14 protein-coding genes are annotated in these 14,118 nt (G+C 63.6%); 7 read left to right on the plus strand and 7 right to left on the minus strand.

Going from position 1 to position 14,118, the window contains the following annotated elements:
• Positions 1–20: 20 nt before the first annotated feature.
• From IPQ13_11525 to IPQ13_11535, 3 genes are read right to left on the minus strand one after another with little or no spacing between them, the layout of a single operon-like run.
• A complete protein-coding gene (locus IPQ13_11525; GenBank protein MBL0211520.1) occupies positions 21–1,838 on the minus strand; it encodes a DUF885 domain-containing protein in 1,818 nt (605 codons plus the stop codon).
• The gene (gene lpxB, locus IPQ13_11530) at positions 1,835–2,977 is read right to left on the minus strand and encodes a lipid-A-disaccharide synthase (GenBank protein ID MBL0211521.1); all 1,143 of its coding nucleotides are present in this window, start codon (positions 2,975–2,977) and stop codon (positions 1,835–1,837) included. Before lpxB ends, IPQ13_11525 begins: the two co-directional genes overlap by 4 nt.
• On the minus strand, positions 2,974–3,678 hold the full coding sequence (locus IPQ13_11535) for a hypothetical protein (protein ID MBL0211522.1): 705 nt from the start codon (positions 3,676–3,678) through the stop codon (positions 2,974–2,976). Before IPQ13_11535 ends, lpxB begins: the two co-directional genes overlap by 4 nt.
• Before the next feature lie 29 nt (positions 3,679–3,707).
• Between IPQ13_11535 and IPQ13_11540 the strand changes: the two genes are divergently transcribed.
• The 5 genes from IPQ13_11540 (at position 3,708) to IPQ13_11560 (ending at position 6,516) form a co-directional block, all read left to right on the plus strand.
• On the plus strand, positions 3,708–4,067 hold the full coding sequence (locus IPQ13_11540; protein MBL0211523.1) for a DUF2203 family protein: 360 nt from the start codon (positions 3,708–3,710) through the stop codon (positions 4,065–4,067).
• Positions 4,068–4,099: 32 nt separating this feature from the next.
• On the plus strand, positions 4,100–4,441 hold the full coding sequence (locus IPQ13_11545; protein ID MBL0211524.1) for an MGMT family protein: 342 nt from the start codon (positions 4,100–4,102) through the stop codon (positions 4,439–4,441).
• Between the two features lie 176 nt (positions 4,442–4,617).
• Positions 4,618–4,854 (plus strand): phosphoribosylformylglycinamidine synthase subunit PurS, encoded by a 237-nt coding sequence (purS, locus tag IPQ13_11550; protein ID MBL0211525.1) that lies wholly within the window; start codon positions 4,618–4,620, stop codon positions 4,852–4,854.
• The gene (gene purQ / locus IPQ13_11555) at positions 4,854–5,552 is read left to right on the plus strand and encodes a phosphoribosylformylglycinamidine synthase subunit PurQ (GenBank protein MBL0211526.1); all 699 of its coding nucleotides are present in this window, start codon (positions 4,854–4,856) and stop codon (positions 5,550–5,552) included. The genes purS and purQ overlap by 1 nt, the downstream gene beginning before the upstream one ends.
• A 94-nt stretch (positions 5,553–5,646) precedes the next feature.
• Positions 5,647–6,516, plus strand: a complete 870-nt coding sequence (locus IPQ13_11560) for a helix-turn-helix transcriptional regulator (protein ID MBL0211527.1) — start codon at positions 5,647–5,649, stop codon at positions 6,514–6,516.
• Positions 6,517–6,549: 33 nt separating this feature from the next.
• Here the strand turns inward: IPQ13_11560 and IPQ13_11565 are convergent, their stop codons facing one another.
• Together IPQ13_11565 and IPQ13_11570 are read right to left on the minus strand one after the other, a co-directional pair.
• Positions 6,550–7,446: a proline dehydrogenase family protein gene (locus IPQ13_11565; protein ID MBL0211528.1), complete on the minus strand. Its 897-nt coding sequence runs from the start codon at positions 7,444–7,446 to the stop codon at positions 6,550–6,552.
• 179 nt (positions 7,447–7,625) lie between these two features.
• On the minus strand, positions 7,626–9,236 hold the full coding sequence (locus IPQ13_11570; protein ID MBL0211529.1) for an amidase: 1,611 nt from the start codon (positions 9,234–9,236) through the stop codon (positions 7,626–7,628).
• Between the two features lie 141 nt (positions 9,237–9,377).
• On the opposite strand from IPQ13_11570, the gene IPQ13_11575 reads away from it, so the two are divergent.
• Complete coding sequence (locus tag IPQ13_11575; GenBank protein ID MBL0211530.1) at positions 9,378–9,572, plus strand: hypothetical protein; 195 nt, start codon at positions 9,378–9,380, stop codon at positions 9,570–9,572.
• Here the strand turns inward: IPQ13_11575 and purL are convergent, their stop codons facing one another.
• Together purL and IPQ13_11585 are read right to left on the minus strand one after the other, a co-directional pair.
• Positions 9,573–11,849: a phosphoribosylformylglycinamidine synthase subunit PurL gene (gene purL, locus IPQ13_11580; GenBank protein ID MBL0211531.1), complete on the minus strand. Its 2,277-nt coding sequence runs from the start codon at positions 11,847–11,849 to the stop codon at positions 9,573–9,575.
• Between the two features lie 86 nt (positions 11,850–11,935).
• Positions 11,936–12,346: a GxxExxY protein gene (locus tag IPQ13_11585; GenBank protein MBL0211532.1), complete on the minus strand. Its 411-nt coding sequence runs from the start codon at positions 12,344–12,346 to the stop codon at positions 11,936–11,938.
• 98 nt (positions 12,347–12,444) lie between these two features.
• Here IPQ13_11585 and IPQ13_11590 point away from each other — a divergent pair, with 98 nt between their 5' ends.
• The gene (locus tag IPQ13_11590) at positions 12,445–14,106 is read left to right on the plus strand and encodes a radical SAM protein (GenBank protein ID MBL0211533.1); all 1,662 of its coding nucleotides are present in this window, start codon (positions 12,445–12,447) and stop codon (positions 14,104–14,106) included.
• Positions 14,107–14,118: the final 12 nt, after the last annotated feature.

The following is a 14,118-nucleotide window of genomic DNA, read 5'->3' on the forward strand; positions in this document are numbered from 1 at the left end:
CTCAAGCAGGAGCGGACCCATCATTCCGGTGCATTTGGGACTTGGGATTTGTCGCTTGGGACTAGTCCACTGGATGAATGCTGCCCCCCGCGTTCCGCGATCCAGGCATCCACGCGCCGCTCCAGCAGGTCCAAGGGCAGCGCGCCGCCCCCCAGGACGCAATCGTGGAAGCCCTTGATGTCGAAGCGGGGGCCGAGCTTCGCTTTCGCCTTCTCGCGCAGTTCGAGGATCTTCATCTGGCCGATCTTGTAGGCCAGGGCCTGGCCTGGCCAAGCGATGTAGCGGTCGGTTTCGCTTTGGATGTCCACTTCGTCCATGGAACCGTGGGCGCGGAAGTAGTCCACCATCTGGGCCCGGGTCCAGTGCAGCGAGTGGACGCCCGTGTCCAGCACCAGGCGGATGGCGCGCAGCATTTCATCGTTCAGGCGGCCGTAGTCGGAATAGGGATCTTTGTAGTATCCAAGCTCCTTCGGCAGGCGTTCGGAGTACAGGGCCCAGCCCTCTTCGAAAGCCGTGAAGGGCGCATGCTTCTGGAATTCAGGCACCGAATCCAGTTCCTGGGCGATGGAGATCTGCATGTGGTGGCCTGGGATGGCCTCGTGGTAGGCGGTGCTCTCGCAGGTAAGCATGGTGCGGGTTTCAGCCTTGAAGGTATTGACGGCGAAGCGCCCGGGCCGCTTGCCATCGGGCGTCCCGGCATTGTAGTCCGCGGCGGCGGCGGCTTCCGCCCGGAAGGCCTCCATGGGGATCACGCGCAGAGGCGCTTTTGGAAGCCTGCCGAATAGCTTCGGCAGTTGGGCTTCCATGCCGTCCACATAGCCTTTATAGCGCGCCACCAGCTCCGCGCCATCCTTCGGATGAAGGTCCTGCTTTTTGGAGACGGCTTCCCGGAAGGCGGCCAGATCCTTGAATCCGAGGCTCGCGCCGATGACGGCCATTTCGGCTTCGATGCGCGCCACCTCCTTGAGTCCGGTCTCGTGGATGGCTTTCGCATCGAGCGCAGTGGTGGTGTGGCGGCGGATGGCGTAGCGATACCGCTCCTCTCCGCCTTTCAGGGCCCAGATCCCCGGCTCGACCCGGCCTTTGGGCAAATACTCCTTTTCAAGAAAATTCAAAAGGCGGACATAGGCGGGCGTCACCGCCTGCCTGAGGGCCGCGTCCACGTGCTCGCGGAGCGTCGCCCGCTCGCCCGCGGAAAAGCCTTCCGGGAAGGCCTTCAAGGGTTCCAGGAAGGGCGCAGTGGCGGTGGTTCCGCCGCTCAAGGGCCGCACCTGGCCGATGATCCCCTGGATCACGAGCCTGGGCGGAACGTTCTGGCGCCGGAGCCCCGAACGCATGTTGGCGATGGCATCGTCGATGCTCTTCGGGAAAGCGCGGAGCCGTGAAACGTAGTCCTGGTAGTCCTTCGGAGTCTTGAAGGGATGGCTGCTGAAGAGCTGCGGGAAATCGATGTGCGGGCCGTCCATCTGGGTGAGGGGAGTCTCCCAGGGCTTGAATCGGGCGCCCTCCAGTTGATCCTGGACCAGGGTATGGAGGACATCGCGGCTGAGAAGCCGGTCCGCGTCCAAGCCCTTCCCGGGGACCGCATCCAGTTTTGCCAGGAAGGCGCGTTTCCAGGCGAGGTCCTTCTGGATGGCGGCCAGGGACACATCGCTGAGCCGATCGTTGTAGCGGCCGTCGCCCACGGTGGTGGCCAGCTCCGGGCTCGTGCGCAACACGTGCTCCCAGTAGTTCCTGAAGAGGCGATCCAGGGTTTTGGCGGGAGTTGCGGCGGCCTCCAAGGGCACAGCGCAGATCGTTGCAGCTAGCAGGACGGGAAGGATGAGCTTATGGATCAAGGGTTCTCCATGGAATGCAGCAGGTGTTCGGCCACGCGGGCCGCAGCGCCGGGCTCGCCGAGGTGCTGGCGCACGGTGCCCAGATCTTCCCGGATCCTGGCTGCTTTGACGGGATCGAGCAGGCGCGCGAGAACCTTCGACAATTCATCGGGATTCACCTTGCCCTGCACCAGCTCTTCCACCACGCCGCGCCCGGCGACGACATTGGCCAACCCGAAATGGGGCAGTTTCACGAAGGATTTCGCCATGGCATAAGTCAATGGATTGAGTTTGTAGACAATGGCGAAAGGTGTGCCCAGCAAGGCCGTTTCCAGCGTCGCGGTGCCCGAAGCCACCAGAGCTGCATCCGCATAGGCGCGGGCTGCATAGCTGTAGGAACGCAACGGAAGAATGGGCGTGTTGTTCAGGAAGGGTGAGATGAATTCATCCGAAAGGGTCGGAGCGACAGGAAGCACCCATTGCACATCATGGTGTTTTGAATCGCCGTGCCACCGCCGCGCCAATTCCGCCATGGGCGGCAGCAGGCGTTGGATCTCGCCTTCGCGGCTGCCGGGAAGCAGCGCCACCAGGGGTTTCATTGGGTCGAGTCCAGTGCTTGAAAAGAAGGCCTCGCGATCCACTTCCGGTTTGACCATTTCCACCAAGGGATTGCCCACCCAGACGGCCTCCACGGGAAAACCTTTGAAGAGGCCGGGTTCGAAATCAAACAGGCAATAGAGCGTGTCGAGGACGCGGCCCAGCTCCGGGATGCGGCCCTTCTTCCAGGCCCAGACCTGGGGACAGACGTACTGGTGGAGCTTCACGGCGGGCATGGATTTCCGCAGCGATCTGGCGAGCCGCAGATTGAGACCCGGATAATCGATGAACAGCGCGGCCTCGATGGCTTCTTCTCCGGCCGCTTGAAGGATCCGCTTGAAGAGCCGGTTGAGCGAGGGCAGGTGCTTGATGACCTCGATGAACCCCACCACGCCGAGATCCTTCACGTGGGCCAGCTGGCGATCGAGATAGGGCGCCATGCCGTCCCCGCCGATGCCGATGATGCGCAGGTCCGGGCGCCGCGCCTTGATCTCGCGCAATAGTTCCGCGCCGTGCAGATCGCCGGAAGCTTCGCCCGCGATGACGAGCAGGGTGCGGCTCACTCGCGGCTCCGATCCGGCTGCTCGTTCCAATGGGCGCCGAAGACCAGGCTTTCATCTGGCACGATCGGCCGACCTAGCGCGGTGGTGGGCATTTCTGCGGGAAAAAATACGGTTGGGAATTTTCCCTCAAGCATCTTGATTCTCGAAGAAAGCTCCTCCGGAGACCCCTCTACCGCAAGATTCCAGCGGTAGCCAGTGCGCTGCAGCGAAGTGTAATCGGCTTCCGATCCTCCCACCGCGGTGAAGAGGCGGTCTGCGATGAGATCGAGGTCCTGGCCGATGTCCGGATCCCAGCAGAATCCCACCGCCTCGCCCCTGGCCTCCCTCAGCAGCGGCACCAGCGCCGGAAGGGCGCCCTTCGAAGGGCGGAGCGCGAGCTTCACGCCGCGGCCGGAGGTGTGCTCCAGGAGGGCTTCCAGGGTTTGGAGGAAGGCCGCGTTGGCTTGCCGGCCCGTGGGCGCGCTGGCCGGCAGCACCAGGAAATCCACGCCGAGCCGGGGGCGCAGCGCTTCCAGCGCCAGTTCCAATAGCCCGGCGCCCCAGGGCCCTGGCGGGAGGTGCAGCGCATGGATGGCCATTCCGTGCCTGGCGGACGGCTCCCACTCCGCATGGAGATGTCCATCCCACCTCAGCTCGACATTCCTGAACGCGGCCCAGGTTTCAGGGCTGGAACCGGAGAGGATCAGGGGAACAAAGCGCATGGGATTATCATGAAGCAGCGGAGGAGAGCATGGCCCGAGTTTTCACCCTGGAGGAAGCCAAAGCATTGATGCCCGCGGTGCGGTCCATGACCGCCCCGGTGTTTCAACTGGCGGCCAGCCTCGCGGAGGAGTTGAGCGAACTCGAAGAGCAGGACGATGCCCGGGCGGATGCGCTGCGCGACCGGCTGCAGGTCCTGGTGGAGAGCTGGGCCGATGGCATCCGCGATCTCGGGGCCGATGTGAAGGGCCTCTGGCTCGTGGATTTCGACAGCGGCGACGGCTACTGGTGCTGGGCCTATCCCGAGGAAAACCTCGAGCACTGGCATAGCTACGAGGGCGGTTTCGGCAGCCGCGTGCCCGTCACCATGAAGCCCGTGCATCAAGCATGAAACGCAATCCTGGAGCCGCCCGGAATCCAGACATGGATGTCGAAGATGGGGATCCTGGACCGGAATTCCGGGATCTCGTCCTGGCCATGGTCGCGAAAATCCCGAAGGGGCGCCTGGCGAGCTACGGCCAGATCGCGATGCTGGCGGGCTTCCCGCGCCGTCCCCGGCAGGTGGGCATGGTCCTGCGGGGCCTGCCGGAAAAGACGAAGCTGCCCTGGCATCGCGTGGTGAACAACCAGGGCTATGTGCCCTCCAAGGGCCGGTGGTGGGGAGCCATGGTCCAGATCGAACGGATCCGCGCCGAAGGCATCGAAGTCGCGAACGACGGCACCTTGGATCTTGAAGCCCATCGCTGGAGACCGCGGGGATCTTGAAAATGAAGCCTCAAGTCCCAAGTCCCAAGTCTCAAGTCTCAAGTACGGCGCTCCGCGCCGCTGTGGACATCAGAGAAACGGCCCGTCAGGGCCGTTTCTCGCTTGGGACTTGAGACTTGGGACTTGGGACTGATCAAGCCCCATTTCCGCGATAAAATTTCACCATGGGGGCAATGATGAAGGTTCGCGTGCTGGTGTCGCTGAAAACGGGGATTCTGGATCCCCAGGGCAAGGCGGTGGAGCAGGGGCTCCACGGCTTCGGATTCCAGGTGGACCACCTCCGCATCGGCCGCCTGATCGAGATGGAGGTCCCAAGCCTCGATCCGGACGAGGCGCGGGCCCAGGCCCAGGCCATGTGCGACAAGCTGCTGGTGAATCCCGTCATGGAAAAAGCCACCATCGAGGTGCTCTAGTGCGCGTGGCGGTCCCTGTATTTCCCGGCTCCAACTGCGACCACGACGCCCTGCACGCCTGCGGGGCCGTGATGGGCTGGGACACCCGGCCCGTATGGCACCAGGAGGCCAGGCTGCCGGAAAGCACAGAGCTGGTCTTCATCCCCGGCGGCTTCAGCTACGGCGACTACCTCCGCTGCGGGGCCATCGCGGCGCTCTCGCCCATCATGGAGGACGTCAAGCGCCATGCCGAGAACGGCGGTCTGGTCTTCGGCGTCTGCAACGGTTTCCAGATCCTTTGCGAGGCGAAGCTGCTGCCCGGCGCTCTGCTGCGCAACGAAAGCCTGCGCTTCATCCACCAGCACGTGCACATCCGCGTGGAGCGCGCCGGCCTCCCGTTCACCTCGGCCATGAAAGCGGGCCAGGTGATGAAAATCCCCATCGCCCATGCGGAGGGCAACTACACCCTCGATGCCGCTGGACTGGTGGATCTGGAAGCGCGGAACGGCGTGGTTTTCCGGTACTGCGACGAGGCAGGGCGGATCGGGGAGGCGCAAACGCCGAACGGCGCGGCCAATGGCATCGCTGGAATCATCAATGTCCGGGGCAATGTGCTGGGCATGATGCCCCACCCAGAACGGGCCGTGGAGTCCGAAATGGGCGGCACCGATGGGCTTGGAATATTCCGAAGCTTGGCCGACACTTTGGCAAAAGCCTGAGCCCATAGAATCGCGAGTGGAAAAAAAGCCTACGAGCGGAGGCGAATTCTGCCATCCTGCCAAGGATGTTTCACTTTTTATAGCGGTTTTTGCCATGGACACCTTCATCCCCGATCCCAACGATTGCCAGGTCTTCTCGAGCGGGACGCTGCGCCTTGTCGTCCTGAAGCGGGATCCGATTCCTCCCAAGGCTTTGCCCAGCAAGGATGCGTGGACGCTGATCCTGCCCACCTCTTCGGTGCGCGTGTGCACCGGAGATGGGGACCGCGAAGAAGGCATCATCCGCCGCGGCGACCTGGCCCTGCTGCTGCCGGGTTTCGGCCACACCCTGAAGCGCCATCAACCCCAGCAGGGTTTCGGATTCACGTCCCTGGAACTGGAAGGCCCGTTTCCGGAGCCGCTGCTTTCCACCTTCCAGAGCCCGCCCAAGAAATGGCAGGAGCATACCTTCGCCGTGCTGCGCAGCCAAAGCCTGAAGCAGCTCTTCCACATCTTCATGAGCGAGTTGATGAACCCCGACGGCGTCCAGCTCATGACCCGGGAGCTCTTCCAGATCCTGCTGGGCGCCGAGCTGGGACGCCTTTCCGAGAAGGAGGACCGGAGCCGGTTCCCCTACCGGCTGAACCGCTCCACGCTCCAGATCGTGTTGGACCACATGGAGGCGCAGATCGGGCAGCCGAACAGCGTGCCGGAACTGGCCAACATGGCCAAGTGCACGCCGGACCATTTCATCCGGCTGTTCCGCGAAGCCACGGGCACCACGCCGCACCAGTACTTGATCGAGCGCCGCCTGCAGCGGGCCGTGACCCTGCTGTCCAACGGCGAGCGGCCCTCGGATGTGGCGAAACTGCTCGGCTTCTACGATGCGTCGGCCTTCACCCGCGCCTTCAAGCACCGCTTCGAAGTGCCCCCCTCGGTCTACGCCAAGGAATCCTACGACCGGCAGTTCCCGAAAAAGGACTGAGAATCGTGAGGTTTCCGGCCGCCCGGCGCCCGGCTACTTCCTGAACATGTTCCTCAGCACATAGGCCGCCATCATGGGGTTGTGGGCCAGGCGGCGCTTCAGATAGTGGATGGCGAACTTCCACTCCTCGGCGAAGGGCAGGTAGATGCGCATCACTCCGCCGCGCTGGACGATCTCCTTCTGGATCGCGGAGCGCGGGATGCCCAGGAGCATCTGGAATTCATAGGCATCCTTGGGGCAGCCGCGCTGGTCCAGGTAGTCCATGCACCGGCGGATCAGCGCCTCGTCGTGGGTGGCGATCTCCGGGTAGTGCCCCTTGTCCAGGAGGAGCTGCACCTGGTCGAAGAGCTTGTCCTTCATGGCAGGCTTGGCGGTGAGGGCGACCTCCGCGGGCTCTGTGTAGATGCCGATGCAGATGCGCACCTTGCAGGGCTTTTCGTGGAGCGCAAGGATATCGTCCGTGGTCCTGAAGAGCCGGGATTGCAGCACGATGCCGACGTTGTCGAACTCCGAGCGCAGGGCCTTGAACATCCGGAGGGTGGCATCCGTGAAGTTGCGGTCTTCCATGTCCACGGTGATGTGCAGCTTGTGGGGTGCCGCCTGGGCCACGATCCTCCGGATGTTGTCGAGGCAATAGCCTTCGCTGTCATGGATTCCCAACTGGGTGGGTTTGAGGGAGATGGAGGCGTAGGGGCGGTCCTTGAGGGCCTCGATCATGCGGAAATAGAGTTGGACCGTGGCCTCCACGTCCTCGCGCAGGTGGACCTCCTCCCCCAGCAGATCGACGGTGCTGTAGAGGCCGGAATCCTTGAAGAGCTGGTCCGCCTTCCGCACGCCGGTCTCCAGGCCCCTCCCGGCCACGTACGGCGAGGCGAAAAGGCGCACGAGCCTGCCCGGCATCAGGTCGACCACGGCCCGCTTGAAGTCCATTTTTCCTCCGGCATCCGCCCGCTACGCATGAGCTCCAAGGTTAGCCCGCGGCTGGTATGCACGCGATCACGACTCGATGGAGAGCAAGGCCGCTGACGGGCACAGCCTCTAGCTTAGCGCCGATCCGGCCCCCGGATGAACGCGAACCGGGCGGGAGCCTTCGGGTCCACAGGTTGCATTCAGAGCATCACCGTGGACTGGAACCCGGGTGGGCGCCGCGCCTTGGTGGCCTGCTCGAACGCGAAGCCCAGGTTCAAGAGCTTCCGTTCGCTCCAGGCGCGGCCGAAAAAGGAGAGCCCCACGGGCAGCCCGAAAGCGTGGCCCATGGGCACCGTGAGGTGGGGATAGCCCGCCACCGCCGCGGGGGAGGAACAACTGCCCCCGCCCCCGCCGCCATTCACCAGGTCCGTCACGTCCGCCGGATTGCCGGTGGGCGCAAGCAGCGCGTCCAGCCGGTGCTTGTCCATGGCGGCATCGATGCCTCCAGCTTGGGAAAGCCGTCGGCAGGTCTCCAGGGCTTTGACATAGGCGGGGTCCGCGAGCGGACCCTTGGCATTGGCCTGCTGAAGGATCTGCTGGCCGAAGTAGAGGAGTTCCCGGTCGGCTTTGGCTTCGTTGAAGGCGATCAGGGTTGTGAGATCCTTCACAGCCCCGCCCCGGGCTGTCAGGTAGGCGTTGAGGTCCGCCTTGAATTCGTAGAGCAGCACATCGAATTCCGCATCGTCGTAGCCGCTGGTGGAGAGTCCGATGGGGTCGATCAGTTCTGCCCCGGCGGCCTTGATCGCTTCCAGGGCGGCGGCGAAGGCCTTCGCCAGGTGCGGGTTCGAGCCCATGAAGCTCCGGACCACGCCCAGCCGCGCGCCCTTCAGGCCATCCGGATCCAGGAGGCGTGTGTAATCCTCCACGGCCTTCCCGCGGGCGGCTTCCGTAGCGGAGTCCTTCGGATCCAGGCCGGCCATGGCGCCCAGGAGCATCGCCACGTCCCGCACCGTGCGAGCCATGGGCCCCGCCGTATCCTGGCTGTGGGCGATGGGGATGATGCCGCTGCGGCTCACCAGTCCCAGCGTCGGTTTCAGGCCCACGATGCCGCAGGCGTTGGAGGGGCTCACGATGGAGCCATCGGTCTCGGTGCCCACGGCGGCTGCGCAAAGGCTCGCCGCCACCGCCACCGCCGAACCGGAACTGGAACCCGAGGGGTTTCGGTCGAGCGCGTAGGGATTGCGCGTGAGCCCGCCCCGGCCGCTCCATCCGCTGGTGGAGCCCTTCCCCCGGAAGTTCGCCCACTCGCTGAGATTCGTCTTGCCGAGGATCACCGCACCTGCTTCGCGGAGCTTCTGCACGACAAAGGCATCCGCCTTGGGCGCGGGCGCATCCATCAGCGCCAGGGAACCGGCGGTGGTGCGCATCTTGTCGGCGGTGTCGATGTTGTCCTTGATGAGGACGGGAATGCCGTGCAGCGGTCCACGCGGGCCCTTCTCTTTGCGTTCCCGGTCCAGCGCCGCGGCGATGGCCAGGGCCTCTGGGTTCACTTCGATCACGGAGCGCAGGCTGGGTCCCGACTGGTCGAGGGAGCGGATGCGCGCGAGGTAGCCCGCCACCAGCGACTTCGAAGTCCAGCGCCCGGAGGCCAGTCCCGCCTGCAGATCCGCAAGGCTGAGTTCCTCCAGTTTGGGAGCGCTTTTCCCGCTTGTGCCGCTCAGTAAAGGTGCAGCCACTGTAAACGCGCCCGCCGCCAAGCCGAGGTTCAGGAAATCGCGGCGATCAAGGCCCTGCTCTGAAGGAATGGCCATGGGAGGCTCCGGGATATTCCGAGAGCATACATCCAGGCCCGGAACCATTCACCGATGCAGGAGGACCCTCCACCGATCCTTCCTGGACACGGGCTCCTGACGCCCCCAGCTTGGATTCCGGGTATTTTTCCGGAGGTGGCCATGGTCAAGTTCCTGCTCTGGTGCATCCTGCTGGTGCTGTGCTGGCCCCTGGCCCTGCTGGCACTGGTGCTCTATCCCTTCATCTGGCTGCTGCTCCTGCCCTTCCGCCTCGTGGGCCTGACCGTGAACGGGCTGCTGGCATTTGTTCAGGCGCTATTCCTGTTGCCGGCGCGGCTGCTGGGCGCAAAGTCCTGATCAGCCCAGCGCGCCCTCCAGCGCACTGGCGTGGATTTTCCTCAAGTCCGCGGCATCGGCGTCCAGGATGGGCTGGCCGTCCACGGCCACGGTGACACGCGCGCCGCCGGTGGTGCCAAGCTTGGCGACGGGCACGCGATGGGTGTCGCAGATGGCCTTGAGCGCGCTTTCGCCTTCGCCGCTGACGGTGACGACGATGCGCCCTGCGGTTTCGCCGAAGAGCAGGCTGTCCAGGCGCAGATCGCGCTTCGAGAACATCAATTGGCAGCCCATCCCGCCGCCGAAAGCGGATTCGAGGATAGCCGTGAGCAGGCCGCCCTCCGAGGTGTCGTGGGCGCTATGGATGAGGCCCAGGCGGATGCCCTCCCGCACGCAGGCCTGGAGCCGGAATTCATCGTCCAGGCGCAGTTCCGGGCAGGGGCCAAAGACCTTGCCCGTGCGCAGTTTCAGGTACTCGCTGCCACCCAGTTCATCCCGGGTCTCGCCCATTAAAAAGATGCCATCGAAGGGTGCGCGGAAGGCGGAACCGCAGAACCGGTTTCCCACTTGGGAGAGCGCGGTGGCGTCTGGCGCGTTCACATCCACGGGCAGCGCCACGTCTTCGATGAGGCCCACCGCGGCGATCATGGGCGTAGGGAAGATGCTCACGCCCTCGGTGTCGTTGTAGAGGCTGACGTTGCCGCTGACGACAGGTGCGTTCAACGCGAGGCAGGCCTGGCGGATGCCCAGGCAGCCCTGCTCGAAGGCCCACATGTTTTCGGCCTTCTCGGGATTGCCGTAGTTGAGGCAATCGCTGAGGCCGATGGGCTCCGCTCCCACGCAGGAAAGGTTGCGGCATGCCTCCGCCACCGCATGGGCCGCCCCCCAGAAAGGATCGAGAAAGGCGAAGCGCGCATTGCAGTCGCTCTTCATGGCCACGGCCTTGCCGGTGCCCTTGATGCGGATCAGGCCCGCATCGCCCGCGCCCTGGGGCAGCAATGTATTGCCCCGCACGGTGCCATCGTACTGCTCGAAGATCCAATGCTTGGAGGCGATGGTGGGCTGCGCCAGCAGCTTCCGCAGCGTTCCTTCCACGTCATCGGGATTCAGGTCTTCGGGCATGGGCGCGGCGCTAACGGCATCCAGGTAGGCGGGACGGGCGCGGGGCCGGTCATATTTGGGCGCAGCGTCCGAGAGCGGCTGGATGGGCAGATCGATGACCTTTTCGCCATGCCAGGTGCCGATGAAGCGACCGCTGTCCGTGACCTCGCCCACCACTACGGCGTCCAGGCCCCATTTGTGGAGCACGGCGATGATCTTGTCCTCGCATCCCGGTCTCGCCACCAGCAGCATGCGCTCCTGGGATTCCGACAGCATCAGCTCGAAGGGCGTCATGCCCTCCTCTCGCATGGGAACCTGGTCCAGCCGCAATTCCAGACCGGTTCCGGCCCTGGAAGCCATTTCGAAGGAGCTGGAGGTGAGGCCCGCGGCGCCCATGTCCTGGATGCCGATGACCCAGTCGGTTTCGAAGATTTCCAAGCAGGCTTCCAGCAATAGCTTTTCGGTGAAGGGATCGCCCACCTGCACCGTGGGGCGCTTTTCCTCGCTGCCCTCGCCGAATTCCGCCGAGGCCATGGACGCGCCGTGGATGCCATCGCGGCCGGTCTTGGAGCCGATGTACATCATCTTGTTGCCCACGCCGGACGCGAAGCCCTTGAAGATCTTGTCCGTTTTCAAAACGCCCAGCGTGAAGGCGTTCACCAGGATGTTGCCGTTGTAGCAGGCGTCGAAGCCCACGTCGCCGCCGAGCATGGCGATGCCCATGCAGTTGCCATAGCCCGAGATGCCCGCCGCCACGCCCTTCACGAGGCCCTTCATGCGCGGCGCATCGATCTCACCGAAGCGCAGGGAATTCAAGTTCGCCAGGGGCCGTGCGCCCATGGTGAACACGTCGCGCAGGATGCCGCCCACGCCCGTGGCCGCGCCCTGGTAGGGCTCGATGAAGCTCGGATGGTTGTGGCTCTCCATCTTGAAGGCCACCGCCCAGCCGTCGCCGATATCCACCACGCCTGCGTTCTCGCCGGGCCCCTGGATCACGCGGGGGCCTTCGGTGGGCAAATTCTTGAGGTGGATGCGGCTGCTTTTATAGGAGCAATGCTCGCTCCACATGGCGCTGAAGATGCCGAGTTCCGGGTAGGTCGGCGTGCGGCCCCCCAGCAGGCGCAGCGCGACCTGCCATTCCTCCCGGCTCAGGCCCAATTGGAGGGCCAGGGATTCGTTCACCACAGGTTCGGTCAGAGTGGACACGGAGACCTCAATAAATAAAAGCGACTACGCGGAGGGCAGCGGAGGAGCGGAGGGAAGCGGAGAAAAACTAAAACAAGTCAAGAAAACATGGGGTTCAGGATGCGCTTGATGCCGTGGTCTTTCAGCGGCCAGGACCAGAAATTCAAAATGAGGCCTAAGCGGAGATTCCTGAATCTAAGGTAGGTCAAGAGCTGGGCTTCATGAACGGGAAGAATCATCTCGATGGTTTTTAGTTCGAGGAGCACAGAATCATTCACCACGGCATCCAACCGATAGGCGTTGGGCAGAACCATGGATTCGTATCGGATCTCTAATGGGACTTGGGTTTCGACTTTCAGACCCGCGTGCCGTAACTCATAGGCTAAACATGCTTCGTAGGCGGATTCGAGAAGCCCATTGCCAAGCGAACGCTGAACCTTGATGGCCGCTCCGATGATCGTCCCAGTGAGTTCCTCCTCTTCTAAGAACCCTCCGCTTCCCTCCGCCACTCCGCTACCCTCCGCGTAGTTTAGTTTAGCTTCGATCGAGGCACGAAGATCCCTGTAATTCCAAGGCTTTTGGCCCTAAACTATAGGGCTGGACGCCCATGACGCCGACACTTCCCAAGACACTGCTGCTCTACTCCGCGCCCCGGAGCGGTTTTGGCGACGAGTGGATGACCTTCCTGCCCATCGGGCTGGGGTTTCTGCAGGCGATGCTGAAGACAAGCGGCTTCCCGTGCCGCCTCGCCAATCTCAGCGGGAAGAACCGCAAGGAGATCCTCGCCTATCTGAAGGCCCAGAACGCCGACGTGGTGGGCGTTTCCATGTTCACCTTCAACCGCAAGCGCAGCTATGAACTGCTGCAATGGGCGAAGGAAGCGAACCCAGGCTGCATCACGCTGGCGGGCGGACCGCATCCCACGCATCTGGCCACCGAGGTCTTCGAGGACTGCCCTGCGTTGGATGCCGTCGTGAAGGGCGAGGGCGAGCCTATCCTGCTGGGCATCCTTGACCGGTTGAAAACAGCGCCAGGATCGGATCTATGGAAACGCACGCCGGGACTCATTTTACGTGATGGCGAAACGGCAGTGCAACCTGTGATGGAAGATTTGGATGTAATGGGCGCGCCGGTGCAGCACTTCGAGGCGGACTTCCTGGATGACATCGGGCAATTGGCCTACATCTCCACCTCACGCGGTTGCCCCGCCACCTGCAATTTCTGCAACACGCCGGATTTCTGGGGCACGTCCATCCGCTTCCGCGGTCCCGAGGCGGTGGTGAGCGAGATGCGACTGCTCCGCGAGAAGCACGGCATCACCTACTTCTCGTTCCGCGACGACACCTTCACCGCCAACCGGGGCCGCATTCTCGCGATGATGGATCTCATCCGGCAGAGCGGCCTCCATCCATTGTGGAACTGCCAGAGCCGAGTGAACCTGGTGGACGAGGAACGGGCGGTGGCCATGAAGCGGGCGGGCTGCGAATTCATGCAGTTCGGCGTGGAGAGCGGTTCGGAAAAGGTGCTTTTATTGCTCGATAAGGGCACGAGCATGAAACATGTGCGCCAGGCCCTGGCGATGGTGCGCAAGGTGGGAATGAACCTCGGCATCTACCTGATCACCGGCATCCCGGGGGAAACCTGGGAAGACATCGAAGAAACCGCCCAACTCATCCGCGAGGCCAGGCCCCACGACTGCCAACTGAGCCCCTTGGCGCTTTATCCGGGCACCCGCATGTACGACCAGTACCGCGCCGAGGGTCGCATCACGAAGGCGTTCTATCGGGAGAGCGGCGACGCGGAGATCTTCGCCCGCCAGGATGCCCACACCGAAAAGGCGCTGAATCATTTGTACGGCGAAATCGAGACCGTGAAAGCCAAGGCCCGCTACACCCCCCGTGAATTCGCCGAGCAGAAAAAATGGCTAGGCTTCTGCGCCGTCACCAACATTCTCTGCGGCGAGGCCGCCGAGGACACGGGCCGCCTGGTGGAAGCCGAATCCGAATACTCCGAAATCATCGCCCGCGAACCCGACAACCCCTGGGGTTTCATGAAACGTGCGCTGCTCTTCGAGAAACAGGAAAGGATGAAACTGGCCAAGGCGGATCTCGAGGAAGTGTTGAATCTGGCGCCGGGCAATCCTGAAGCCACGGAGCTGGCGGGGCTCTGGGGCCTGCGCCTCAGGAAGCAGCGGAAAGGCGGACCCAGCCATGGCCCGGCCGCGGTGATGAAGGGCGCCGAAGCCTTCCTCAGCCGCCCCAAAATGTGAATCAACGCCGGG

The organism is Holophagaceae bacterium (genome assembly GCA_016720465.1).
In the GTDB taxonomy this organism is placed as follows: domain Bacteria; phylum Acidobacteriota; class Holophagae; order Holophagales; family Holophagaceae; genus JANXPB01.